The following is a 25040-nucleotide window of genomic DNA, read 5'->3' on the forward strand; positions in this document are numbered from 1 at the left end:
TCGGTTTCCTTCACTCGGGCAGGCGTCCATTCTTGCCGGAAGCGGCGCCGGTTGCACGCCTGGCGCGTCAGCGCCCGGTATCGACCGGTTCGGCGATCACCGCCAGCGGCAGCCGCAGGCACATCTCGGCGCCCTGTTCGACGTTGCGCGCCACCAGTTCGCCGCTCAGGCGCTCGGCCGTGGCCTCGGCCAGCGCCAGGCCGATGCCGAGCCCGCTCTGCTTGCGCGAATAGCCTAGCCGGGTCAGTTCGTCGGCGGTGTCGAAACCCGGGCCGCGGTCGGACACGCTCAGCTCCAGCCAGCGGTCGTCGCGGGTGATGCGCAGCGACACTGCATTGGAGCCGTTGGCCGCCGAGGCGTCGGCGGCATTGTTGAGCAGGTTGATCAGCGCATGGCGCAGCCCGGCCGGCGTGCGCAGCACCAGCGCCGCCAGCGTCTCGTCGAGGCTCAGGGCAAGCTCCGCTTCGGGCCGCAACAGCTGGAAGCGCTCCAGGCAACCGTGGATGAACTTGTCCACGCGGATGCGCTCGGGGTCCTGCGACAGCTGCGCCTTGCCGAAGGCGATCATCTCGCGCAGGATCGTGCGGCAGCGATCCACCTGGTCCTCCAGCAGCGCCAGATCCTCGTCCAGCAGCGGGTTGCCGGCGTGTTCGCGGCGCAGCTCCGGCAGCAGCGTGCGCATGGTCGACAGCGGCGTGTTCAGCTCATGCGCGGCCCCGGCCGCCTGGGTGGCGATGGCCAGGATGCCCTCGCCGCGCAACGCGCGTTCGCGCACGCGCTGCACCTCTTTCTGCTGCTCGCGCAGCACCCGCGCCAGGCGGCTGATGAAGAAGCTGAGCAGCAGCGCCATGATGACGAAGTTCACGCCCATCCCCGCCACGTGCAGCGAGAACCGCCCGGGCGCGCTGCCATGCGGGGGCAACGGCAACGGAACATGCGCGTAGAGCAGGATCACGTAGGCCACGCCGGCCAGCGCCGACACCGCCAGCACCGAGCGCCCGGGCAACGCCGCCGCGGTGAGCGCGATCGGCACCAGCAGCAGGGTGATGAACGGGTTGCTGGCGCCGCCGGTGAAATACAGCAGGTAACCCAGCACCAGCGTGTCGAACGCGATGTGACAGACCGCTTCCCACTCGCGCAGCGGCCACGGTTGCGCCAGCCGCCAGGCGGCAAACACGGCGAACACCGCCAGCACGCCGATGCCCAGCAGCAGCGGCAGCAGCGGGATCTGCAGATCCATCCACCATGCGCATACCAGCACCGCGGTGCTCTGGCCGGCGATCGCGCACAGCCGCAGCCACGCCAGCGCGCGGGTCAGTGCGTGGGGTCCTACCTGTCGGATGACGATCTGCTGTGGCATGGCAGGCAATGTGTTGCGCGGTGTCGCGACCCGCCGGGTCGGCGGGTCGCCTGATCGCCGCCGGGCTTACTGCTCCGAACCGATCGTCGGCAGCGGCGCCGGGTTGTTGTGCGCGTGATGCTGTGCCGACAGCTTGCGCATCAGCGGCAGCACGGCCAGCGCGATCACGGTGCAGGCGATGCCGGCCCAGCCCAGCTTGCTGAACAGGCTGGTGTAGATCGGCATGGTCTGCAGCGGGTCGGTGATGTTCTCCGGAATGCTGGCGAAGTTGGCCACGATGCCGCCCAGGTACTGCGACACGCCCGAGGCGACGAAGTACGCGCCCATCATGAAGCCGCCCATGCGCTCGGGCACGTAGCGCGCGATCATCGCCAGGCCCAGGCCGCTGACCAGCAGCTCGCCCAGCGACGAGGCGCCGTAGCCCCACACCATCACCCACGAGCTGGTCTTGCCATCCACCGCGAAGTGCGCGGCCCAACTGTAGATGAAGAAGCCCAGCGCCACCGCGGCGAAGCCGAGCGCGAACTTGGTGGCGATGGAGATGTCCTTGCCGCTGCGCCCGGCGGCGTTGTAGAGCAGCGCCAGGATCGGGCTCAGGATGAAGATCCAGATCGGGTTGAACGACTGGAACTGCGCCGGCGCCCAGTTCCACAGGTGGACGCCGAACACGTCGAAGCTCGGGTTCACGTTGCGCAGCGCGAACAGGTTCAGCGAGGTCGACATCTGCTGGTAGAAGATGAAGAAGAACACCGTCTGCACGGTGAGCACCAGCGCGGCGATCAGGCCGGCGCGCTCGGAGCGCTCGCTGGTGCCGATCAGCCAGGCGAAGATGCCCAGCACCACCGCGGCGGCCACATAGACGAAGATGCGCGCCACTTCTTCATGGGCCAGCACGTAGGCCGAGGCGAACACGGTCAGCACGCCGACGCCCAGCACGGCCAGCAGCTTGCCCACGTGCATCGGCTGTTCGTCCGGCGCCGAACCGACGTGGTTCAGCGTGTGGCGCATCACCAGGTAGTTGGCCAGGCCCACCAGCAGGCCGAACGAGCACACCGCAAACGCGGCATGCCAGCCCAGCTCGTTGCCGTAGTGCAGGTTCACGTAATCCTTGATCCACGGCGTGAGCAGCATCGAGAACGTCGAGCCGATGTTCACCGCCATGTAGTAGATGGTGAACGCGCTGTCGATCTTGGAGTCGTCGCCCTCGTAGATCTTGCGCACCAGGTTGCCGGCGTTCGGCTTGAACAGGCCGTTGCCGACCACGATCACGCCCAGCGAGCAATACAGGAACCAGACGCTTTCGGTCGGTACGGCCATCAGCCCGTAGCCGACCGCCAGGATGGTCGCGCCCAGCAGCATGGTGCGCCGCGTGCCGAGGATCTTGTCGCCCACCCAGCCGCCGATCGCCGGTGCCACGTAGATCAGCGCCGCCGCGGCGCTCCACACCAGGTTGGCCTGCTCATCGGGGAAGCCCAGGCGCTGGACCATGTAGTAGACGATGAGCGCCTGCATACCGTAGTAGCCGAAGCGCTCCCACATTTCGATCAGGAAGACGGTGCTGAAGGACTTCGTCTGCGAGACGGCTGGGTTCTGGGTGGCCATGTTTTCCCCGGGCATTGGTTCAAATCCTGGTGGCGTGCGCGCACGCACCGGTGCCGCTGGACCCTGAACGGATCACAACCGGGCAAGGGTAGCGCATCCCCCCAAAGGTCATAGCTGCACCGCCGCATGACAATTCGTGCGCTGCGTGCTTGCGCTGTGTGCGCCCGATGGGGCGGAGGAACGGCTGTGGCATCATGGCGTGCCCGCGTTCCGCGGCGCGACAGGAGCCCGTTCGCCATGCCCCAGGCAAGCTTTCCCCGGACCGCGCGCGTCCGCGTTTCCTCCCGCACCGGCGCCGCGTCGCCGGTGTCGGCCTGAAGCGGAGGCGCAGCATGCCGGCCGAGGGTTTTCGGGGTCCGCGCCAGGTCTGGAACGCGTTTCGCTGGTCGATGAAGGGGCTGCGCGCCGCCTGGCGCCACGAGGCGTCGTTTCGGCTGGAGGCGATGCTGGCGGTGGTGCTGATTCCGCTCGGCCTGTGGCTGGGCGAGGGTGGCGTGGAAAAGCTCCTGCTTGTCCTCGCGCCGCTGCTGGTGCTGTCGGCGGAGCTGCTCAATTCGGCGATCGAGGCAGTGGTGGACAAGGTCAGCCCCGATTTCAACGAGCTGGCCGGCCGCGCCAAGGACATGGGTTCGGCGGCCGTGTTCGTGCTGCTGGTGCTGGTGGCGTTGAGCTGGGGCCTGATCCTGCTGCCGCGCTGGTTTTAGCTCCCGGTCGTGCTCATTGCGCCGGGACAGGCCGGATGCTGCAATGCAGATCCGTCCGCTCAGGAGCGATGCCATGAAAATCTTGCGTACCTTGATGATTCTGCTGCTGGTCGGCTTGATGTCCGGCTGCGGCTACAACGCCATGCAGCGTCAGGACGAGGCGGTCAAGGCAGCCTGGTCCGAAGTGCTGAACCAGTACCAGCGCCGCGCCGACCTGGTGCCGAACCTGGTCAACACGGTCAAGGGCTATGCCCAGCACGAGGAGAAGGTGTTCGTGGAGGTGACCAACGCGCGCGCCAAGGTGGGCAGCCTGCAGGTCAACGCCGACACCATCAACGATCCGCAGAAGCTGCAGCAGTTCCAGGCCGCACAAGGCGAGCTGGGCAGCGCGTTGTCGCGGCTGATGGTGGTCAGCGAAAACTATCCGCAGCTGAAGGCCGACGGCCTGTTCCAGAACCTGCAGGCGCAGCTGGAAGGCACCGAGAACCGCGTCACCGTGGCGCGCAACCGCTACGTGCAGGCGGTGCAGCAGTACAACGCGATGATCCGCACCTTCCCCAACAACATGACCGCCAAGATGTTCGGCTACAAGGTCAAGCCGAACTTCAGCGTGGACAACGAGAAGGCCATCTCCACCGCGCCCAGGGTGGATTTCGGCACCAGTGCGCCAGCGCCCGCGACCTCGGCGCACTGAAGTGATCCGCCGCCTGCTGCCGCTGCTGGCGTTGCTGCTGTGCCTGCCGGCGGCGCTGCAGGCGGCGGCGGTGCCGCAACTGGCGCGGCACGTCACCGATCTCACCGGCACGCTCAACGCGGCCCAGGTCGACCAGCTCGACGCGCAACTGGTGGCGCTGGAAAAGGCCAAGGGTGCGCAACTGGTGGTGCTGATGGTGGGCAGCACCGGCGAGCAGCCGATCGAGGAGTACTCGCTGGCGGTCGCCGAAGCCAACAGGATCGGCCGCAAGGGCACCGATGACGGCGTCCTGCTGCTCGTCGCCAAGAACGACCGGCGCGTGCGCATCGAGGTCGGTTATGGCCTGGAGGGCGCGATCCCCGACGCCGCCAACGCGCGCATCATCCGCGAGTACATCGCGCCGAAGTTCCGCACGGGCGACTATTTCGGCGGCATCCACGACGCCGTCGGCGCGCTGACCCAGCTGATCGACGGCGAGCCATTGCCGCCACCGGTGGAAGGGGCGCCGCGCGAGGATCGCGGCCTCGGGCTGCAAGGCATGTTGATGATTGCGTTGTTCGCCGCGATCTTCCTGCACGGCGTGCTGGGCCGGGCGCATGCGCTGGTACGGGTGCCGCTGGGCGGCGCGCTGATTGGCGGCCTGTTGTGGCTGCTGGTTTCCGTCGGCGCCGGCGTGCTCGGCGCGGTGGTTGGCGGCATCGTGATGCTGCTGCCTTCCGGCGGCGGGCGCTCGATCGGCGGTGGCGGCTGGGGCGGTTTCGGTGGCTTCGGCGGCGGCGGCTTCGGCGGCGGAGGTTTCGGCGGCGGCGGTTTCAGCGGAGGCGGCGGCAGCTTCGGCGGCGGCGGTGCCTCGGGGAGCTGGTGACATGATGCGCATGCGACGAGTGCTGGCAAACACGTTCGAGGGCTGGTTCCAGCTGCGGCGGCGTTTTCCCGCCAGCTTGCTGGACGAGATCACGGCTGCCATCGCTGCCGGCGAACGTGGCCACCACGGCGAAGTGCGCGTGGCCATCGAATCGCGACTCCACCCGCTGGCCGTACTGGGCGGACTTGACGCAGCCATCCGCGCGCGCCAGCTGTTCAGCCAGCTGCGCGTGTGGGACACCGAGCACAACAGCGGCGTGCTGCTGTACGTGCTGCTGGCCGAGCATCGCATCGAGATCGTTGTCGACCGCGGCATTGCCGCACGCGTGTCGCCGGCGGCATGGGCCGGCATCTGCACCACCATGCGCAACCACTACGCAAACGGCGAATGGCGCGAAGGCAGCCTGGGCGGCATCGCCGCCACCCACGCCCTGCTGCTGCAGCACTTTCCCGCCCACGACAAGGCCAATCCCGACGAGCTGCCGGATCGGCCGGTGTTGCTGTGAACGCGCGCGGGCGTGTCTCGGGGCCAGACCGGCACTCGTAGGAGCCCGCTCGCGGGCGATGCTTTTGCAGATCCCTGGTCCGAGACAAGAGCATCGCCCGCGAGCGGGCTCCTGCGTGCCTGCGCCCGCGGCATCTTTCCGAATCCTTGCGTGACGCTACACTTGGCCTTTGCCCGATCGGCCCCTTCCGCATGTCGCAGCCTTTTGTCGCCCAATTCGATCCGGTCGCCTTCCATGTCGGTCCGGTGCAGGTGCACTGGTACGGCCTGATGTATCTGCTGGGCTTCCTCTTCGTCGCCGTGCTGGGCGAATACCGGCGCCGCCGCGGACGCCTGCCGGTGAGCCGCGACGCGCTGGGCGACTTGCTGTTCTACGGCATGCTGGGCGTCATCGTGGGCGGGCGCATCTGGTACATGCTGTTCTATTACGAGGGCGGTATCGGCTGGATCTGGCGCGAGCCGCTGGTGCTTTTCAAGGTGTGGGATGGTGGCATGAGCTTCCACGGCGGTCTGCTCGGCGTGCTCGCCGCAGGCTGGTGGTGGTCGCGGCGCAACGCGCTGCACTTCTTCGACACGGTGGATTTCGTGGCTCCGCTGGTGCCGCTCGGACTGGGCCTGGGACGGCTCGGCAATTTCATCAACGGCGAACTGTGGGGCAAACCCGCGCACCATGCATGGGCGATGATTTTTCCCGGCGCACAGGCCGAGGACATCGCCTGGGCCACGGCGCACCCGGCCTGGCTGCCGCAGCTGCAGCAGTTCGGCGGGCTGACCCGACATCCCTCGCAGCTCTACGAACTGTGCCTGGAAGGCGTGGTGATGTTCGTGGTGCTGTGGCTGGTGTCGCTGAAACCGCGTCCGCGTTATCTGGTGTCGGGTTTGTTCGCGCTGCTGTATGGCGTGTTCCGCTTCGCGGTGGAGTTCGTGCGCGTGCCCGACGCGCAACTGGGCTATCTGTTCGGCACCGACTGGGTGACGATGGGACAGATGCAGTCGCTGCCGCTGATCGCGGTCGGGCTGGTGCTGATCGCCATGTCCCGCCGCGCACCCACGTTGCCGCTGGCCAATCCCTCGTAGGGCGGGCACCGCCCGCCGCTTCTTGACGCGCATGCGGCGGGCATTGCCCGCTAGCTGTTCCCCGGCACGACAATGATGGGCATTGTCCTCCCCGCGAGCGACGTCAGAAGTTGCGGTCGCCGCCCAGGATGTCGCCCAGGCCGCCGAGGATCGAGCCCTCGCCGCGACGTTGCCCGCCGCCCTGCGGCGCGGCTGCCAGCATGCGACCGGCCAGTCGCGAGAACGGCAGTGATTGCAGCCACACCGTGCCCGGGCCGGTCAGCGTGGCCAGGAACACGCCCTCGCCGCCGAACAGCATGCTCTTGATGCCGCCGACCGCTTTCACGTCCATGTCCACGGTGTCGTGGAAAGCCACCACGCAGCCGGTGTCCACGTCCAGCCGTTCGCCGGCGGCCAGCTCGCGTTTGATCATGGTGCCGCCGGCATGCACGAATACCCAGCCGTCGCCTTCGAGCTTCTGCATGATGAAGCCTTCGCCGCCGAACAGGCCGGTGAGGATCTTGCGCTGGAAGAAGATGCCCAGTTGCACGCCGCGCGCGCCGGCCAGGAACGCGTCCTTCTGGCAGATCAGCCGGCCGCCGTGGTCGGAGAGTTTCATCGCCAGCACGGTGCCGGGGTAGGGCGCGGCGAAGGCGACCCTGGCCTTGCCCTGGCCGCGGTGGGTGAACACCGTGGTGAACAGGCTCTCGCCGGTGATCACGCGCTTGCCGGCGGAGAGCAGCTTGTCCATCAGGCCGCCGCCGCTCTGGCCGCCGCTGGAGCCGTCGCCGAACACGGTATCCATCTGCACGCCGGCCTCCTTGTACATCAGCGCGCCGGCCTCGGCGATCGCGCTTTCGCCCGGATCGAGTTCGATCTCGACGAACTGCATGTCCGTGCCCACGATCGTGTAGTCGATCTCGTCGGCGCGTCCGCTGCCCAGCGTCGCCGGCACCGGCGGCGGACCCATCGCCGCGCCCAGTTCGGCCACGCTGCGGATCGCCTTCCACTCGGTGAAACCTTCGCGCCAGCAATAGCCGTCCGGCTGGCGCCGGGCCTGAGCCATCGCGGCGGCGTCATCCAGCGGGCCGACGCGTTCGGTATTCTTGCCGTAGCTGAAAAACCACGCTGCCATGACCGTCTCCGTGCGGAAAAGCCAGAGTCTAGCCGTGGCCCCTGCAGGAGTGCACCTTGTGCGCGATGCTCTTGTGCCGTGCCTCGAAGAGCATCGCGCACAGGGTGCGCTCCTACCTATACTTGGCCGATGCATCCATACCTCGACCTGCTCCGCCACGTCCTCGACCACGGCACCCCCAAGGCCGACCGCACCGGCACCGGCACGCGCAGCGTGTTCGGCTGGCAGATGCGGTTCGACCTTGCGCAGGGTTTTCCGCTGGTCACCACCAAGAAGCTGCACATCAAGTCGATCGTGCACGAGCTGATCTGGTTCCTGCGTGGCGACACCAACATCGCCTACCTCAAGGAACACGGTGTGCGCATCTGGGACGAGTGGGCCGACGCCAACGGCGATCTCGGACCGGTCTATGGTCAGCAGTGGCGCGCGTGGCTGACGATCGACGGCGGCACGATCGACCAGATTTCCTGGGTGGTGGACGAAATCAGGCGCAACCCCGATTCGCGGCGGTTGATCGTCAGTGCCTGGAACGTCGGCGAGTTGCCGAAGATGGCGCTGATGCCGTGCCACACGCTGTTCCAGTTCTACGTGGCCCCTCCGACGGGCCCGGGACAGGCCGCCAGGCTCAGCTGCCAGCTCTACCAGCGTTCGGGCGACATCTTTCTCGGCGTGCCGTTCAACATCGCGAGTTACGCGTTGCTCACGCACATGATTGCGCAGGTCTGCGGCCTGGCCGTGGGCGATTTCGTGCATACCCTGGGTGACGCCCATTTGTACGACAACCATGTCGAGCAGGCACGCTTGCAGCTGAGTCGCGAGCCGCTGCCGCTGCCGCGGCTGGTGCTCAATCCCGAGGTGCGCTCGGTGTTCGATTTCCGTTACGAGGACATCGCGATCGAAGGCTACCAATCGCACCCGGCGATCAAGGCCGCGGTGGCGGTCTGATCCCGTGCGCGGCGCGGCCTGCTAAGATTCCAGACATCCCGCGGCGCCCGAGTGGCCGCCTTTTCGATGATCACGATTGCAAGGATTTCCCATGGCCATCTCGCTCATTGCCGCACTCGATGAAAACTTCGCGATCGGCCGCAAGGGCCAACTGCCATGGCACCTGCCGGACGATCTGCGCTGGTTCAAGCAGCTGACCGTCGGCAAGAATGTGCTGATGGGCTACAACACCGCCGTCTCGATCGGCCGCGCGCTGCCGGACCGGGTCAACATGGTCCTCACCCGCCGCCATGAGGCGCCGTTTCCCGGCCAGATCACCGTGCGCTCGATCGAGGAGGCGCAGGCGCGTTGCAGCAACACCGGCCTGATGGTGATCGGCGGCGGCATGGTGTTCGCCGAGGCCTTGCCCAACGCGCGGCGGATGTACCTGACCTGGGTCAGCGCAGCCATCGACGGTGCCGACACGTTCTTCCCCGGCGTGCACTTCAGCGATTGGACTGAAGTCTTGCGCGTGCATCACAAGGCCGATGCCGAGCACGCCTACGACTTCGACATGGTCGAGTACCTGCGCAACGCGTGATGCCCGCAACGGTCATGCACGTGATGGCTGGCGTCCTGCTGGACGGCAATGGTTGCGTGCTGCTGGCGCAGCGCCCGGCAGGCAAGCATCTGGCGGGATTCTGGGAGTTCCCCGGCGGCAAGCTCGAAGCCGGCGAGACACCGCTGGCGGCACTGGCGCGTGAACTGCTGGAGGAGCTGGGCATCCAAGTGCGCGACGCCGAGCCCTTGGTCTGCTTGCCGTGGCGATACGAGGATCGGGAGCTGCTGCTCGATGCCTGGCGCGTCTCGTCGTGGCGCGGGGAACCCCGTTCGCTCGAAGCGCAGCCGTTGCAGTGGATGCTGCCGGCAAGCGTCGACCCGATGATCCTCGCTCCCGCGGACCGGGTGATTCTGGCGGAGCTGACGGCGCCGTTGTAGGAGCGCACAGGGTACGCTCCTACAGTGCCAGTGCCAGGTACCGCTGGTGCAGTTCGGCCACGGGCTGATCCAGCGCGCTTTCGTCGCCGCTGTTGTCGATCACGTCGTCCGCGAGGGCGAGGCGCTCGGCGCGAGTGGCTTGCTGCTCGATCATGCGCCGTGCCAGGGCCTCGTCGACACCGTCGCGGGCGATCAGGCGGGCCAGTTGCACGGACTCGGGGACGTCGACCACCAGTACGCGGTCGACCCAGCGGTACTGCGCGATGTTCTCCGCCAGCAGCGGGATCGCCAGCAGGCAATACGGCGCGCTCCCGGTCTGCGCGCGTTCGCGCAACCAGGCACGCACGCGCGGGTGGATGATGGCTTCCAGCCTGCGCCGCGCGGCGGGATCGGCGAAGACGCGCCGGCGCATCGAGGGACGATCCAGCTCGCCGCGGTCGCCCAGCACGTCCGCCCCGAATGTGGCAACCACCTCGGCAAGGCCTTCGCTGCCGGGTGCGATCACCTCGCGGGCAGCCACGTCGGCGTCATGCACCGGCACGCCGAGCGCCTCGAAGCGCCGCGTCACCGCGCTCTTGCCGGCGGCCACGCCGCCGGTCAACGCCACCACGAGGCGCGGCCCGCCGCTCATCGCAGGCCGGTGAAGTGCATGTAGCCCTGCAGCAACTGGGGACCGGCCATGAACCACACCCAGCCGGCGGCGGCCAGGAACGGTCCGAACGGCATCGGGATCTCGCGCCCGTGCCTGCGCAACGCGATCAGGCTGCCGCCCACCAGGGCGCCGATCAGCGACGACAGCAGGATCACCGGCAGCAGGGCCACCGGCCCCATCCACGCGCCCAGCGCCGCCAGCAACTTGAAGTCGCCGTGGCCCATGCCTTCCTTGCCGGTGAGCAGCTTGAACGCCCAGTAGACACTCCACAGGCTCAGGTAGCCGATCGCCGCACCGATGATCGCCGAAGGCGCGCTGGCGAACAGCGGGATCAGCGACAGCACCATGCCCAGCCACAGCAGCGGCAGGGTCAACTGGTCCGGCAGCAACTGCGTGCGGAAGTCGATGCCGGCCGCGGCGATCAGCACCCAGGTGAACACCAATCCTGCCAGCGCGGTCCAGGACGGTCCGAATTTCCAGACCACCAGCGCGCTCAGCACGCCGCTGAACAGTTCCACCAGCGGATACTGGATCGAGATCTTCGCCTTGCAATAGCGGCAGCGTCCGCGCAGCAGCAGCCAGCCGAACAGCGGAATGTTGTCGGCCGCCGACAACGGATGCTTGCAATGCGGGCAGTGCGAAGGCTCGCGCACGATACCCGGCGGCAGCGGCGCGTCATCCGCCGGCAACTCCAGCACCTCGCGCGCCTCCCGGCGCCAGCTTGCAGTCATGCGCTCGGGCAGGCGCAGGATCACCACGTTGAGGAAACTGCCCACCAGCAGGCCGAGCACGGCGGCGAGGGCGATCCAGACGGCGAGGGGTAGTTCGGGCATGCGTCGGCCTTGTGCGTTCATGGTCCCCGGGCGGGGCAGGGTTCAAGGGTACGGTGCCGGGGCGCCGCCCACAAACGAAAGCGGCGGGCAGTGCCCGCCCTACGAGATATCACGCCGTAGGGCGGGCACTGCCCGCCGCTTTTTGTTTCGAGCGCTCTAGAACGTGCCGGCCAGCTTGAAGATCGGCAGGTACAGCGCGATCACGATGCCGCCGACCAGGGTGCCCAGCACCACCATGATGAGGGGTTCGAGCAGGGTGGAGAGGGTGTCCACCGCGTTGCTGACCTCTTCCTCGTAGAACTCGGCGACCTTGAACAGCATGCTGTCCAGCGAGCCGGACTCCTCGCCTATGCCGGTCATCTGTACCACCATGTTGGGGAACAGGCCGGTCTGTTTCATGGCCAGCTGCAACTGGTGGCCGACCGAGATGTCGTCGCGCATCTGTCGCACGGCGTCGCCGTAGACGATGCTGCCGGTGGCACCGGCCACGGCATCCAGGGCTTCCACCAGCGGCACGCCGGCGCGGAAGGTGACGCCCAGCGTGCGGGCGAAGCGGGCGATCGCGGAGTTGCGCACGATGTCGCCCATCACGGGCATTTTCAGCGCGAGGCGATCCAGGAAGTGGGCGAACTTCGGCGAGCGCTTCTTGCCGATGACGATGGCGGCGATGCTGCCGACGATGATGCCCACCACGATGTACCAGTAGCCCTGCATGAACTCCGAGGCGTCGACCAGGAACTGGGTCGGCGCGGGCAACTGCGCACCCGCGTCCTGGAAGGTCTTGGCGAACACCGGCACCACGAACAGCAGCATGATCAGGATGACGATGAACACCACCGCCAGCACCATCATCGGGTAGAACAGCGCCTTCTTGATCTTCTTCTTGATCGCCTCGGTGCGTTCCTTGTAGGTGGCCACCGTGTCCAGCACGGTGTCCAGCACGCCCGAGGTTTCGCCGGCATGCACCAGGTTGCAGTACAGCTCGTCGAACTGCACCGGGTAGCGGCCCAGCGCCTCGTGCAGCGAGGCGCCGCCCTCGATGTTCTGCTTGACGTCGAGCAGCACGTTCTTGAAGCGGACGTTCTTCTGGCCGTCGGCGATGATGTCGAAGGACTGCACCATCGGCACGCCGGAAGCCATCATGGTGGCGATCTGGCGGCTGAAGATCGCCACGTCGCCCGGCTTGATCGTGCTGCCGGAGGCGCCGAACAGCGGCTTGGCCCGTTCGCGCACGGTTTGCGGGTTCATGCCCTGGCGGCGCAACTCGGCCTTGACCAGCGAGGCGTTCTTGGCGGGCATGTCGCCCTTCATGCGCTTGCCGCGCTTGTCCAGCGCCACCCATTCGTAAGTGGTCAGTTGACTGACCTCGGCCCGCTGGGCGCCGAGCGCACGCGTCTTGTCTGCCCTTGCTTTTGCGGTTGCGGTAGCCGTGGCCATGCGCATCTTCCCCCGATGGTTCGATCTCGAAGCCGGCGCGCGGGCCGGCTGGCAAGTCATTTTCTACAGCTTAGGTCATTTTCGGCGCTGCAAACCGTGGCGCCTTGCGCAAGTTCCGCAGCGCTGCAGCCCCGCCGGGCGTCATTCCTTGGTCACCCGGTCGATCTCGGTGAGACTGGTCAGCCCCTGCTTCACCTTGAGCAGGGCCGAGGCGCGCAGGTCGTTGACCCCGGCGGCCTTGGCCACTTCGGCGATCTGCATCGCATTGCCGCCCTGCAGGATGATCTTCTGGATATCCTCCAGCATCGGCATCACCTGGTAGATGCCCACGCGGCCCTTGTAGCCCTCGTTGCAGCCCTCGCAACCCACGGCCTGGTAGATGGTCAGGCCGGCGTCGATGTCGGCCTGGCTGAAGCCGGCATCCAGCAGCACCTTCGGCGGCAGCTCGATCGGCTTCTTGCATTCGTGCAGGCGCCGGGCCAGGCGCTGGGCGATGATCAGGGTCACCGACGAGGTGATGTTGTAGGGCGCGATGCCCATGTTCATCAGGCGCGCGATCGTCTGCGCCGCGTCGTTGGTGTGCAGGGTGGACAGCACCATGTGGCCGGTCTGCGCGGCCTTGATCGCGATCTCGGCGGTTTCCAGGTCACGGATTTCGCCGACCATGATCACGTCCGGGTCCTGGCGAAGGAACGAACGCAATGCGCTGGCGAAGGTCATGCCGCGCTTGGCGTTCTGCTGCACCTGGTTGATGCCCTCGACGCGGATTTCGACCGGGTCCTCCACCGTGGAGATGTTGCGCTCGGCGGTGTTGAGCATGTTCAGGCCGGTGTACAGCGACACCGTCTTGCCCGAGCCGGTGGGGCCGGTGACCAGCACCATGCCGTAAGGCTTGTGGATCGCATCGACGTAGAGCTTCTGCTGCTCCGGCTCGTAGCCCAGTTTCTCGATGCCGATCCTGGCCGCCGAACCGTCGAGGATACGCAGCACGATCTTCTCGCCGAACAGCGTCGGCAGCGAGCTGACGCGAAAGTCGATCGCGCGGGTCTTGGAGAGGTTGAGCTTGATGCGGCCGTCCTGCGGCACGCGCTTCTCGGCGATGTCCAGCTGCGCCATCACCTTCAGGCGCGAGGAGATCCGATTGGCCATCTTCATCGGCGGGCTGGCCACGGCCTTCAACATGCCGTCCATGCGCAGGCGCACCCGGTACTGGGTTTCGAACGGTTCGAAATGGATGTCCGAGGCGCCGCGGCGAATCGCGTCGACCAGGATCTTGTTGACGAACTTCACCACCGGGGCGTCGTCCGTGGCATTGGCGTCGATGCCGGTGGATTCGGCCTCGTCGCTGCCCACCTCCAGATCCAGCTCGTCGAACTCGCCGGTATCCATGTCCGGCATGTTGTCGCGCATGGAGTTCAGCAGGTTCTCGATCGTCCGCTGCAGCGAACTGCGCTCGACCAGGATCGGCTCGACCAGGCAATTGGAATGGAACTTGATCTCGTCCAGCGCGTGCGACTGGGTCGGGTCGGCGATGCCAACGAACAGGCGCTTGCCGCGCCGGAACAGCGGCAGCGCCTGATGCTTGGTCATCAGCGCCTCGCTGATCAGGTCCAGCGGCATCGTGGTCGGGTTGAGGGAGGTCACGTCCATCATCGGCATGCCGAACTCGAGCGACAGCACCCGCGTCAGCTGCGCGTTCTCGACCAGGTTGTGATCCAGCAGCCACGCGCCCAGCGACACCTTGCGTTGCGTGCTGTCGACCATCGCCTTGCGAACGTCATCCTCGGGCAGCAGCCCTTCGGACACCAGGCGGCGCGCCATGCCGGTCAGGCCTGCGAGCGACGGTTGCGGTTGCGATGACATAACTTACGTGACCCTTTCCCCGTATGTGGTTGAATCTACCGCAGTCTGGCGCTCAGGTCATCCTTTGCCTGCAGCCGGAGTCCCGGTAGGGTGATGCGGCGCACAAGCTGGATAGTCCGATCGCCGCCGGGGCGCAAAGGCGGCTTTGGTCCAAGCGTAAGCACGGATCGCGCCAGGCTGTCGTGTGGGCATTTGCAGGTTGGCTCCCGGTTCCTTACAGTACGGTAAGGAAAAAGGAGGCAGCCATGTCGACGTCCACCATCACCAGCAAGGGCCAGATCACCATCCCTGCAGCCGTGCGAGAGGCGATGCAGGTGCGTACGGGCGATCGAATCGAGTTTGTGGAGATTGAGCCGGGTCGGTACGAATTTGTTGCCGCAACGCGGCCGATACGGGCGCTCAAGGGCATGTTCGGCAAGCCACGAAAGAGCATGACAATCGAGCAGATGAACGCGGCGATCGCGGCGGCTGCGGCAGGCAAATGATCGGCCTCGATACCAACGTGCTGGTTCGCTACATCATGCAAGATGACGCTGCGCAGGCGAGCAAGGCTTCCGTCTTGCTCGAAAGCCTGACTGTCGATGCGCCGGGCTGGATAGCACTGATATCCATTGTCGAGCTGGGTTGGGTACTGGGCGCAGCCTATGGATTGCAGCGCGCCCAAATGCTTGCGGCGATCGAATCCATACTGACGATCAAGGAGTTGCGGGTGGAGCGCGCCAGTCTGGTCTGGAAAGCGCTGCGTACCTGCCGTGCAACCAAGGCGGATTTGGCCGACTGCCTGATCGCCAGCTCCGCCGCCTCGGCTGGCTGCGAACGCACCATGACCTTTGACCGCGCTGCAGCCAGGTTCGTGGGCATGAGCTTGATTGCCTGACTTCGCACTCGTCGGCAGTCCTCGGCCAACCTTCACGCTATGATCCCCCTTTACCGGGGAGCCCGATCTTGAACCAGCTCAGCATCATTCTGCCTGCCAAGAACGAGGCGCCCGCGCTCGCGGTCTTGCTGCCGCAACTGCGCGCGGCGCATCCGGCGGCCGAGATCATCGTGGTCGACGACGGCTCCACCGACGACACCCGCAGCATCTGCGAAAACAACGGCGTGCAGTGCCTGTCTTCGCCGTACTCGATGGGCAATGGCGCGGCGATCAAGCGTGGCACCCGCGCCGCCACCGGCGACATCCTGGTGTTCATGGACGGCGACGGTCAGCATGATCCGGCCGACGTCGCGCGTTTGCTCGACCAGCTCGACCGCGGCTACGACATGGTGGTGGGCGCCCGCGACTGGAGCAGCCAGGCCGGTGTCGGTCGGGGCATCGCCAACACCGTGTACAACTGGCTCGCCACCAAGATGACCGGCCACCCCGTGCTCGACCTCACCTCCGGCTTCCGCGCCGTGCGCGCCGACAAGTTCCGCGAATTCCTGCACCTGCTGCCCAACGGCTTCAGCTACCCCACCACCAGCACCATGGCGTTCTTCCGCAGCGCCTACGCAGTCGCCTACGTCCCGATCACGGCTGCCCAGCGAGTCGGCAAGAGCCACATCCGGCCGCTCAAGGACGGCATCCGCTTCCTGCTGATCATCTTCAAGATCGCCACGCTGTATTCGCCGTTGAAGTTGTTCCTCCCCGCAAGTGCGGTTTTTTTCCTGCTGGGCTGCGCGAATTACGCGTGGACCTACAGCCATTACGGCCGGCTCACCAACGGCAGCATGTTGATGTGGAGCGCCTGCGTGATCGTGTTTTTGATCGGGCTCATATCCGAACAGATCACGGGGCTGATTTACCGACAAGATCAAAGCTGAGCGTGCGGCTGGCATTGTTCTACTGAGCAAGGGTTATACGTCAATGGCATCTGCAACAAAGCGCGCGTTGATCACAGGCGTCACTGGGCAAGACGGTGCGTATCTGGCCGAGTTTCTGCTCGATCGCGGGTACGAGGTTCATGGGATCAAGCGTCGTGCGTCCTCTTTCAATACAAAGCGCATCGATCACCTTTATCGCGACCCGCATGACCCCGGGGTGCGCTTTTTCCTGCACCACGGGGATGTCACGGACACCTCCAGCCTCATACGGATCATGCAGCAGGTGCAGCCGGACGAGGTCTACAACCTGGCCGCGCAAAGCCACGTAGCCGTCTCGTTCGAGCAGCCTGAATACACCGCCGACACGAATGCGCTTGGCACGCTACGGCTGCTCGAGGCCATTCGCATCCTCGGGATGCAGGGACGAACCCGGTTCTACCAGGCATCGACCTCGGAAATGTACGGGCTGGTCCAGGAGACCCCGCAACGGGAAACCACGCCATTTCACCCGCGATCCCCGTACGCCGTGGCGAAGCTCTACGCGTACTGGATCACGGTCAACTACCGTGTCGCGTACGGCATCCATGCGAGCAACGGCATCCTGTTCAACCACGAGTCTCCGGTTCGTGGCGAGAACTTCGTGACGCGCAAAGTCACTCGCGGTCTGGCGCGCATCAGGCTGGGTCTGCAGTCGTGCCTGTACCTGGGAAACCTGGATGCGAAGCGGGATTGGGGGCACGCGCGCGACTATGTCGTGGCGCAATGGATGATCCTGCAGCGCGACCAACCCGACGATTACGTGATCGCCTCAGGACATCAACGCAGCGTTCGCGAGTTCGTGATCGCGGTCGCGAGGGAAATGGGGATCGGACTCACATGGCGGGGTACCGGGCTGGACGAGCAGGGTATCGATGAAAAAGGGCGGGTTATCGTTGCCGTTGACCCGCGCTATTTCCGCCCCGCCGAGGTCGACACACTGCTGGGTGACGCCAGCAAGGCAAAGCGTGAGCTGGGCTGGGAGCCGAAGATCAGCTTCGATGAGCTTGTGCGCGAAATGGCCCAAGCCGACCTGCGTGACGCGGAGCGCGATGCGTTGATCCGACAGCACGGTTACCACGCCAACGACTTCAACGAGTAACCGCATGCAACTGGCGCGGAACATGGCGGTGGCGATGGCCAACTCGGTCGTCGTGGTGCTGATCAACCTGATCGCGCTGCCGTTCTATCTGCGATTCCTCGGCATGGAGGCGTATGGCCTCATCGGGTTTTACGCGACGCTGCAGACAGTATTTCAAGTGCTCGATCTCGGACTGGCGCCGACTGTCAGTCGCGAAATCGCGCACGGCGCGGAGACGGGGCAGCAGCGTCGTTCGGCTTCACTGCTGCGTACCCTGGGAATCGTGTACACGGGTATGGCGGTCATGATCGCGGTGATCGTCGCGTTTGTCTCGCCATGGATCAGTACACACTGGCTACAAGCGGAGGCGCTGCCGACGACAACCGTCACGCAAGCCGTGACGTTAATGGGGGTCAATCTCGCCTGTCGTTGGCCGATCAGCCTTTACCATGGTGGATTAATAGGTGCGCATCGGCTTGCGCGGTCGGCAGCAACGAGCATGGCCGTCAATATCTGTGCCGCGATCGTTACCATCGCGGTCCTTGCGTGGAGCGTCCGAAGCATCCAGGCATTCTTTGTCGTGCAGGCAATCTTTGGCTTATTGCAGGTGATCGTGCTGCGCGTGCTTGCTCGGCGGGCGGTGGGTGAATGCGATGCGCCGTATGATTTTGGCGACTTCAGACGAGTATGGAACTTCTCGGCGTGGATGGGCGGCGTAGCCATCGCCGGTTTGTTGGTCTCCCAGTTCGACAAGATTGTGTTGAGCCGGTTGGTTTCGCTCGAGTCATTTGCACACTACATGTTGGCTGCGTTGCTCGTAAGTGGCCTGCAGATCCTCACGATGCCGGCGTTCAACACGCTTTACCCGAAGTTTTCTGCGCTCATCGCGCGCGGCGATATGTTGGCGCTTGAATATCTCTACGACTCGGCAGCGAAGCTGTTCGCTACGGCTTTGTTTGCGCTCGCGTTCGGTGTGGTATTTCAGACGGGTCCGCTCGTAACGTTGTGGCTGGGCGATCCCCGCATTGCGGCAGAAATCGCCCCCGTTGCCGCGTGGCTGGCTGTCGGTTCGGCCCTCAATGGCGTTATGTACTTTCCGTACAGCCTCCAGCTCGCTTCAGGTCAACCCAAGCTGGCGTTCGCCATCGCACTCGGTCTGCTGGTCACCATAATCCCTACGGTTCTCTTGTTGGCCACGCGTTTTGGGATTCTTGGTGGAGCGCTAGGTTGGGCCGCGACCAACATGCTCTACGCGGTAGTAGGAACATGGCTTACTGGCCGAAGGGTCGCGGCTTTCGCGGGCGTGTCATGGCTGTTGCGCAACGTGTGCATTCCGGTACTTGCGACGCTCGTTCCGGCATTGCTTGGTGCATGGATATGCCGCATGCTCGCCGTCGGGCCATGGGCAGCCCTTGGGATTGGCGGCATAGCGGCGCTGGCAGGCATCGCAATGAGCGTCGCAGGCAGCTTCTCGCCAAGTGAATTCAAGCGTTTGGTGGCCATGGCATTCGGTCGCGCAGCGCCGGCAAACTAGTAAGTAGCGGGAGAGGGAATGCTGAGCAAGGCCATCGAATACTTGATAGACCACAAGGATCGCCAACGCATTGCGATCGCTCTGGCGAAAGGAGCCGCGTCGCGCGCAGCCCGGCGGGTCGATCTGCAGTACCCAGCGACGTGGGAATTCTCGGGTTTCAGCCAGAACGGCGAAGACGGCATCATTGATGTGCTGCGTACCCAGTTGAAACGAGCGAACCGCTATATCGTCGAGATCGGTGCTGCCGAGGGAACAGAAAACAACAGTAGCTGGCTGCTGACCACGGCAGGCTACGAAGGTCTGATGATCGAAGGCGACCCGCGACAGTCCGCGCGCGCGCGCCGCAATATTGGACGCTACAGCATCGGCAGCCAGTTCGTGTCCATGTTCGTCACGCTGGGGACGGTGGACGCGATCCTGGGCAAGGTTGCGTTCCGCGATCCCGACGTGTTCTCGCTCGATATCGACGGCAACGACTGGCACATAGCGAATGCATTGTTCGCACGCGACTTCCGCCCGAAGATCGTGTCGGTGGAGTACAACTCGGCGTATGGACCGGAGCGCAGTGTCGCTTCGAGGTACCGCGATGACTTCAGGCGCTCGACAGCGCATCCTTCGCAGTTGTACTACGGCGTGTCATTGACCGGCTGGAAGGCGTTCTTCGACAAACGTGGCTATCGCTTTGTCAGCATCGATTCCAACGGCGTCAACGCCTTTTTCGTGGACGCGCAGCAACTGGATGACGCGTTCATGGCGGGCTTGCAGTCGCGGCAGGGGTTCATCGAGAACCGTTACCAGCTGCGGGCCTATGGCCGTGACCATACCGGCCAGTTCGCATTGATGGCGAGCCAGCCGTTTGAGCAGGTGTGATGCATCCGCGGCTATCCATCTGTATCGCGACCCTGAATCGCGCCGCGTTCATCGGCGAAACGCTGGACACGATTGTCGCCCAGTTGCGCGATGACACCGAGTTGCTCGTTGTCGATGGTGCGTCGAGGGACAACACGGCCGAGGTCATGTCCCGATACGTAGCGGCCGACCTCCGCGTGCGTTACATCTGCCTACCGCTGAACTCGGGCGTTGACCGGGACTACGACATCGCCGTGTCGCATGCCCGCGGCGACTATTGCTGGTTGATGACGGACGACGACCTGCTGAAACCTGGCGCCGTTGACCGCGTGATGGCGGCGCTGGAGGGCGACGTCGAACTCGTGGTTGTCAACACGGAAGTACGTACCGTCGACTTTGGGGGCACGTTGCGACGTACGCTGGTTGCCACTGGCGCGAGTTCTGAGTACGCGCCGCAGGATGCCGATCGCCTGCTCGTCGACACGGCACACGCGCTGAGTTTCATCGGCTGCGTGGTCATCAGTCGACGCTTCTGGAACGCACGCGACCGTGTTGCCTATTACGGCTCGCTGTTCATCCACGTCGGAGTGATCTTCCAGTCGCAAACGCCGATCACGCATGTCATTGCGGAGCCGTTGATCACGATCCGCTACGGTAACGCAATGTGGACTCCGCGCGGCTTCGAGATCTGGATGTTTAAGTGGCCATCTCTGGTATGGTCCTTCGACAGCGTATCTGCACAGGCAAAGGCCCGGATATCTGCGCCTGAACCCTGGCGGCAACTGCGCAAGCTCTGGCTCTATCGCAGCATCGGTGGCTATGCGCGGGACGAGTACGACCGCTTCTTGGCCAAACACTCCATGCCCCGGAACAAGCGGCTGCTCTCCCGCGCCATCGCGGTGATACCTCCGGGTTTGGCCAATGCGCTGTCCAGCCTTTATTGCGGGATATTTGCACGCCACGCGCGCATGAACATCTATGACTTGGCGCGCAGTCCCCATGCATCCTTCGTTTCGCGTGCAGTGGCACGCTCGGTCGGTTTTTGATGAGCACGGCTTTCATTACTGGCATTACCGGGCAGGATGGCAGCTATCTGGCGGCAGACTTGCTGGATGGCGGGCATCGCGTCATCGGGCTGCTGCGCACAGGGCGGGCGCCGGGCGTGATGCTCGGCGGTGTCGAATATGCGGAGTGGGATTTCACTGATATCGGCGCACTCACGGCGTTGTTGCACAAATTTCGGCCGGGCGAGTTCTACAACCTTGCGGCGCTCTCGTCCGGTGCCGGCATGTACGACGACCCGGTAGCGATCGGCGAGCTCAACGGCATGGCGGTTGCGCGAATGTTGAGCGCCATTCTCGACGCCGACGCGTCCATCCGGTTCTGTCAGGCTTCGAGTAGCGAGATGTTCGGCGACCCCGTCTCGTCGCCACAGAATGAATCGACGCCCTTTCGGCCATGCAGCCCCTATGGTGCTGCAAAGCTCTTTGCGCATACGGTCGTAGGGGCGTATCGCATGCGGCACGGAGTGTTCGCGTGTTCGGCGATTCTCTACAACCACGAGAGTCCCCTGCGCGGACGGGCCTTCGTGACACGTAAAATCGTGGATGCTGTAGCTCGCATCCGCGCCGGCCTCGTGGACGAACTCAAGTTGGGCGACCTCGAGGCGCAGCGCGACTGGGGGTACGCGCCCGACTATGTCCGTGCACTGCGTTTGATGCTCGCTCACGGCGAGCCTGACGACTATGTGGTGGCCACCGGGCAGCTGCATTCCGTGCGGGAGTTCTGCGAGCTTGCGTTCGCGCATGCTGGCCTCGACTATCGCGACTGGGTAAGAGAGAACGAAGCTGACGTGCGTCCGGATCGCCGTGGCCAGGTCGTGGGCGACGCTACCAAGGCCAAGCAAATTCTGGGGTGGTGTCCATCGACGGATTTCGGCACGCTCGTGCGACTGATGGTCGACGCTTCGATCGCGTCGCTTGCTAACAAGGACTCGGTGTCATGACCCAACCGATTCACCGCTGCCGCGTGTGCGACAGCACTCGCCTTGAGCCGGTACTCGATCTCGGCGAGCAGATGTTGACCGGCGTGTTTCCGCACACGCGGGACGCGCAGGTAACCCGTGGGCCGTTGCAACTGGTCAAGTGCATGGCTGACGACGGTTGCGGCCTGCTGCAACTCGCGCATTCCTATGATCTTGGCGAGATGTACGGCGACAACTACGGATACCGCTCGGGCCTCAACGCGAGCATGGTGCGCCACCTGGGCGCAAAGGTGGCTCGTATCTGCGAACTCGTGTCGCTGCGTCCGGGCGATCTGGTGGTCGATGTGGGTTCCAACGATGGCACCACGCTCGGGGCGTACCCGGAGTCGATCGGCGCCGACCTGCTTGGTATCGACCCCACCGCCGCGAAGTTCCGGCAGTACTACAAGGCGCATGTCGACCTGTGCGCGGATTTTTTCACCGCCGCCAAGCTGCGCGAGGTTCGCCCCGGCAAACAGGTGCGGGTGCTGACCTCGTTCTCGATGTTCTACGACCTCGAATCGCCCATCGCCTTCATGCGCGATGTACATGGCGTGCTGGCCGACGATGGCATATGGGTGTTCGAGCAGAGTTACATGCCTGCGATGCTGGATGCGCTGTCCTACGACACGGTTTGCCACGAGCACCTGGAGTACTACGCGTTGAAGCAGGTGAAATGGATGGCCGATCGTGTCGGCTTCACCATCATCGACGTCGAATTCAACGACGTGAACGGCGGCAGCTTCTCGGTGACCGCGGCCAAATCGACTTCGGGCATGCCCCAAAGCCCCGAGGTGGCGCGCGTGCTCGCCGAGGAACGTGCCCGCGGGCTGGACACGCTTGCGCCGTTCGAGGACTTCGCCCGACGCACGTCACAGTCGCGTTCGGGCCTGCGCGCGTTTCTCGCAGAGGCCAGGGCGCAAGGGAAGACCGTCGCCGCGCTGGGCGCTTCCACCAAGGGCAACGTGCTGCTGCAGTATTGCGGCATCACGACCGACGACGTCGCCGAGGTGGGCGAAGTGAACCCCGACAAGTTCGGCACGTTGACGCCCGGAACCTTCCTGCCGATCCGCCCCGAGACCGACGTGCTCGCCCACGACCACGACTACCACCTGGTGCTGCCGTGGCATTTCCGGTCCCACTTTCTCGCCAATCCCCGCTACGCCGGACGCACCCTGGTGTTCCCGTTGCCGGAGCTGCAGGTCGTGCGTGCCGGGAGCGAGCCCGCCTGATGTTGCGGACGCAGCCCACGGAAAAGCCCGCGCCGCGCGCCCGCGCGATCGCCTTCTACCTTCCGCAGTTCCATCCGACTCCGGAAAACGACGAGTGGTGGGGCAGGGGGTTCACGGAATGGACGAACGTCGTGGCCGGCACACCGCGCTTCAAGGGGCACGGCCAGCCGCACCTGCCGGCTGACCTCGGCTTCTACGACCTGCGCGTCCCCGAAACGCGGCAGCAACAGGCGGACCTGGCCCGTGCGGTCGGTATCGAGGCGTTCTGCTATTACCACTATTGGTTCAAGGGAAAGCGCCTGTTGAACCGGCCGCTCGACGAGGTCCTCGGATCGGGTGCGCCGGACTTTCCGTTCTGCCTGTGCTGGGCGAACCAGACTTGGTCGCGCGCGTGGAGCGGGCGTGAGCACGACGTGCTGGTGCGCCAAGACTACGATGACGCGGACAATGCGGAGCACATTGCCTGGCTCTGCGAGGTGTTTGCCGATCCGCGTTACCTGCGTGTCGAGGGGCGCCCGCTGTTCGCCATCTATCTCCCGGAGGACATCCCCGGCGTGTCGCGCGTGCTGCGGCAGTGGCGCAGCGCGTGCGTGGACAGGATAGGCGTCGAGCCGTGGTTCTGTGGTGTGCACACGGGCTTCTCGTCGCTGGACACCGTCGGTATCCGCGCGATTGGTTTCGACGGCGTCATTGAGTTCGAGCCCAATCGAAGGCATTTCCCCGGGGCGAGGAATGCTACAGGGCATGCGGTTTCGCTGTTGCAGCGCATGCTTCCAGTAGCCTGGTATGACGCATTGCGTCACAACCGCTGGTTGGGCAAGCGCAATTTCAACACGATCGTGGACTATGCCGCGTACGTTGATCGCACGCGCCAGCGTGCACCGCTGGATGGAACGACCTATCCGGTGGTCTTTCCGAGCTGGGACAACAGCGTTCGCCGTACATCGGCGACGATTATCGAGAACCACGATGCGGAGTTGTACAGGCGTTGGCTTGATGATGCGGTGTCGCGCGTCGCGGAACGCGTACCGGAGCACCGCCTCGTATTCCTCAATGCATGGAACGAGTGGGCCGAGGGTTGTCATCTCGAGCCGGACAAACGGCATGGCCTCGCCTTTCTCGATGCGACCGCGGCCGCACTCGGCCTACGCAAGGTGACGCCATGACCGCGGGCAGAGGCGTCGACGTCTACGCGCATGCGAACCCGTTCTTCGTCCGCGCCGTGCGCGGGCACCCGGGGCGGGCCGAAGTGCTGGATATTGGCTGCTGGAATGGCACGCTGGGCCGCGAGATCATGCAGGAATGCGATGCGGTCGTCGATGGCATTGAGCGTGATGCGGTGCAGGCGGAGGGCGCGCGAGTCGCAGGTTACCGACGCGTCGACATCGCCGACCTCGACCTCCGCATACCTGTGGCGGACGGCCGCCTGTACGACTTCTTGCTGTTTGGTGACGTCCTTGAGCACCTCGTGCACCCCGAGCGGGTCCTCGCTGAACTCGTGACGCGCCTGAAGCCTGGCGGTCGGGCCATCCTTTCGCTGCCCAACATCGCGTTCGCCGCCAACCGGGTGACTCACCTGCTGGGCCGCTGGGATTACAAGGACTATGGCATCCTCGACCGCACGCACCTGCGATTTTTCACCAAGCGCTCAATGGTGGCATTGATCGAAGGTGCCGGCCTGCGGGTGATCCGAATCGACGGGTATGTAGGCCTGCACAAGTATCGATGGTTCGTGCGAGAGCCGTTGCGTTGGCTGGGGCGTGCGTGGCCGAGTATGTTCGCGATTCAGATCGTGCTGGAGGCTGAGCCAGCGGCGGCACGCATGTCTTCACCCGGGCAAAACTGAATCGACAG

Annotated in this window: 26 protein-coding genes; 19 read left to right on the forward strand and 7 right to left on the reverse strand. The window is 65.0% G+C overall.

Annotation, left to right across the window (positions count from 1 at the left end; translation table 11 throughout):
* Positions 1-67 precede the first annotated feature (67 nt).
* Together ACVCMB_RS16980 and ACVCMB_RS16985 are read right to left on the reverse strand one after the other, a co-directional pair.
* Positions 68-1360, reverse strand: coding sequence for an ATP-binding protein (locus ACVCMB_RS16980; protein WP_395117067.1), 1293 nt, complete (start codon positions 1358-1360; stop codon positions 68-70).
* Between the two features lie 66 nt (positions 1361-1426).
* Positions 1427-2962: a peptide MFS transporter gene (locus tag ACVCMB_RS16985; protein WP_395117069.1), complete on the reverse strand. Its 1536-nt coding sequence runs from the start codon at positions 2960-2962 to the stop codon at positions 1427-1429.
* 332 nt (positions 2963-3294) lie between these two features.
* Here ACVCMB_RS16985 and ACVCMB_RS16990 point away from each other — a divergent pair, with 332 nt between their 5' ends.
* The 5 genes from ACVCMB_RS16990 (at position 3295) to lgt (ending at position 6806) form a co-directional block, all read left to right on the forward strand.
* The gene (locus ACVCMB_RS16990; protein ID WP_395117071.1) at positions 3295-3666 is read left to right on the forward strand and encodes a diacylglycerol kinase; all 372 of its coding nucleotides are present in this window, start codon (positions 3295-3297) and stop codon (positions 3664-3666) included.
* Positions 3667-3739: 73 nt separating this feature from the next.
* Positions 3740-4360 (forward strand): LemA family protein, encoded by a 621-nt coding sequence (locus ACVCMB_RS16995; RefSeq protein ID WP_447099404.1) that lies wholly within the window; start codon positions 3740-3742, stop codon positions 4358-4360.
* A gap of 1 nt (position 4361) precedes the next feature.
* The gene (locus ACVCMB_RS17000) at positions 4362-5225 is read left to right on the forward strand and encodes a TPM domain-containing protein (RefSeq protein ID WP_447105776.1); all 864 of its coding nucleotides are present in this window, start codon (positions 4362-4364) and stop codon (positions 5223-5225) included.
* Between the two features lies 1 nt (position 5226).
* Positions 5227-5730, forward strand: coding sequence for a TPM domain-containing protein (locus ACVCMB_RS17005; protein ID WP_447105777.1), 504 nt, complete (start codon positions 5227-5229; stop codon positions 5728-5730).
* Between the two features lie 191 nt (positions 5731-5921).
* Entirely contained in the window at positions 5922-6806 is an 885-nt protein-coding gene (gene lgt / locus ACVCMB_RS17010; protein ID WP_447105778.1) for a prolipoprotein diacylglyceryl transferase, read from the forward strand.
* A 103-nt stretch (positions 6807-6909) separates the two neighbouring features.
* On the opposite strand, the gene ACVCMB_RS17015 is transcribed toward lgt, so the two are convergent.
* Entirely contained in the window at positions 6910-7920 is a 1011-nt protein-coding gene (locus tag ACVCMB_RS17015) for a TIGR00266 family protein (RefSeq protein ID WP_395117079.1), read from the reverse strand.
* A gap of 129 nt (positions 7921-8049) precedes the next feature.
* Between ACVCMB_RS17015 and ACVCMB_RS17020 the strand changes: the two genes are divergently transcribed.
* The 3 genes from ACVCMB_RS17020 (at position 8050) to ACVCMB_RS17030 (ending at position 9843) form a co-directional block, all read left to right on the forward strand.
* Positions 8050-8865, forward strand: a complete 816-nt coding sequence (locus ACVCMB_RS17020) for a thymidylate synthase (RefSeq protein WP_447105779.1) — start codon at positions 8050-8052, stop codon at positions 8863-8865.
* 91 nt (positions 8866-8956) lie between these two features.
* Complete coding sequence (locus ACVCMB_RS17025) at positions 8957-9445, forward strand: dihydrofolate reductase (protein WP_447105780.1); 489 nt, start codon at positions 8957-8959, stop codon at positions 9443-9445.
* Positions 9445-9843 (forward strand): NUDIX domain-containing protein, encoded by a 399-nt coding sequence (locus tag ACVCMB_RS17030; RefSeq protein ID WP_447105781.1) that lies wholly within the window; start codon positions 9445-9447, stop codon positions 9841-9843. The genes ACVCMB_RS17025 and ACVCMB_RS17030 overlap by 1 nt, the downstream gene beginning before the upstream one ends.
* 19 nt (positions 9844-9862) lie before the next feature.
* On the opposite strand, the gene coaE is transcribed toward ACVCMB_RS17030, so the two are convergent.
* The 4 genes from coaE to pilB form a co-directional block, all read right to left on the reverse strand.
* Complete coding sequence (gene coaE, locus ACVCMB_RS17035) at positions 9863-10474, reverse strand: dephospho-CoA kinase (protein WP_447105782.1); 612 nt, start codon at positions 10472-10474, stop codon at positions 9863-9865.
* Positions 10471-11328, reverse strand: coding sequence for a prepilin peptidase (locus ACVCMB_RS17040; protein WP_447099395.1), 858 nt, complete (start codon positions 11326-11328; stop codon positions 10471-10473). The genes coaE and ACVCMB_RS17040 overlap by 4 nt, the downstream gene beginning before the upstream one ends.
* Positions 11329-11484: 156 nt before the next feature.
* Positions 11485-12765, reverse strand: a complete 1281-nt coding sequence (locus ACVCMB_RS17045; RefSeq protein ID WP_395117093.1) for a type II secretion system F family protein — start codon at positions 12763-12765, stop codon at positions 11485-11487.
* Positions 12766-12906: 141 nt separating this feature from the next.
* A complete protein-coding gene (pilB, locus tag ACVCMB_RS17050) occupies positions 12907-14628 on the reverse strand; it encodes a type IV-A pilus assembly ATPase PilB (RefSeq protein WP_395117095.1) in 1722 nt (573 codons plus the stop codon).
* A gap of 245 nt (positions 14629-14873) precedes the next feature.
* Between pilB and ACVCMB_RS17055 the strand changes: the two genes are divergently transcribed.
* From ACVCMB_RS17055 to ACVCMB_RS17105, 11 genes are all read left to right on the forward strand, one after another.
* Positions 14874-15113, forward strand: a complete 240-nt coding sequence (locus ACVCMB_RS17055) for an AbrB/MazE/SpoVT family DNA-binding domain-containing protein (RefSeq protein ID WP_395117097.1) — start codon at positions 14874-14876, stop codon at positions 15111-15113.
* On the forward strand, positions 15110-15505 hold the full coding sequence (locus tag ACVCMB_RS17060; RefSeq protein ID WP_447105783.1) for a PIN domain-containing protein: 396 nt from the start codon (positions 15110-15112) through the stop codon (positions 15503-15505). Before ACVCMB_RS17055 ends, ACVCMB_RS17060 begins: the two co-directional genes overlap by 4 nt.
* A gap of 68 nt (positions 15506-15573) precedes the next feature.
* On the forward strand, positions 15574-16431 hold the full coding sequence (locus tag ACVCMB_RS17065; protein ID WP_447105784.1) for a glycosyltransferase family 2 protein: 858 nt from the start codon (positions 15574-15576) through the stop codon (positions 16429-16431).
* Between the two features lie 43 nt (positions 16432-16474).
* On the forward strand, positions 16475-17569 hold the full coding sequence (gene gmd, locus ACVCMB_RS17070; protein WP_447105785.1) for a GDP-mannose 4,6-dehydratase: 1095 nt from the start codon (positions 16475-16477) through the stop codon (positions 17567-17569).
* A 4-nt stretch (positions 17570-17573) separates the two neighbouring features.
* On the forward strand, positions 17574-19082 hold the full coding sequence (locus tag ACVCMB_RS17075; protein ID WP_395117105.1) for a lipopolysaccharide biosynthesis protein: 1509 nt from the start codon (positions 17574-17576) through the stop codon (positions 19080-19082).
* Positions 19083-19100: 18 nt separating this feature from the next.
* Complete coding sequence (locus ACVCMB_RS17080) at positions 19101-19952, forward strand: hypothetical protein (protein ID WP_395117107.1); 852 nt, start codon at positions 19101-19103, stop codon at positions 19950-19952.
* Positions 19952-20977 (forward strand): glycosyltransferase family 2 protein, encoded by a 1026-nt coding sequence (locus ACVCMB_RS17085; protein WP_447105786.1) that lies wholly within the window; start codon positions 19952-19954, stop codon positions 20975-20977. The genes ACVCMB_RS17080 and ACVCMB_RS17085 overlap by 1 nt, the downstream gene beginning before the upstream one ends.
* Positions 20977-21936 (forward strand): GDP-mannose 4,6-dehydratase, encoded by a 960-nt coding sequence (locus ACVCMB_RS17090; RefSeq protein WP_395117110.1) that lies wholly within the window; start codon positions 20977-20979, stop codon positions 21934-21936. Before ACVCMB_RS17085 ends, ACVCMB_RS17090 begins: the two co-directional genes overlap by 1 nt.
* Positions 21933-23186 carry a class I SAM-dependent methyltransferase gene (locus ACVCMB_RS17095; protein ID WP_395117112.1) on the forward strand — a complete coding sequence of 418 codons (1254 nt, stop codon included), beginning with the start codon at positions 21933-21935 and terminating at the stop codon, positions 23184-23186. Before ACVCMB_RS17090 ends, ACVCMB_RS17095 begins: the two co-directional genes overlap by 4 nt.
* Positions 23186-24352 (forward strand): glycoside hydrolase family 99-like domain-containing protein, encoded by a 1167-nt coding sequence (locus ACVCMB_RS17100; protein ID WP_447105787.1) that lies wholly within the window; start codon positions 23186-23188, stop codon positions 24350-24352. The genes ACVCMB_RS17095 and ACVCMB_RS17100 overlap by 1 nt, the downstream gene beginning before the upstream one ends.
* Positions 24349-25032 (forward strand): class I SAM-dependent methyltransferase, encoded by a 684-nt coding sequence (locus tag ACVCMB_RS17105; RefSeq protein WP_447105788.1) that lies wholly within the window; start codon positions 24349-24351, stop codon positions 25030-25032. Before ACVCMB_RS17100 ends, ACVCMB_RS17105 begins: the two co-directional genes overlap by 4 nt.
* Positions 25033-25040: the final 8 nt, after the last annotated feature.

The sequence above is a fragment of the Rhodanobacter sp. UC4443_H10 genome, from assembly GCF_052978325.1.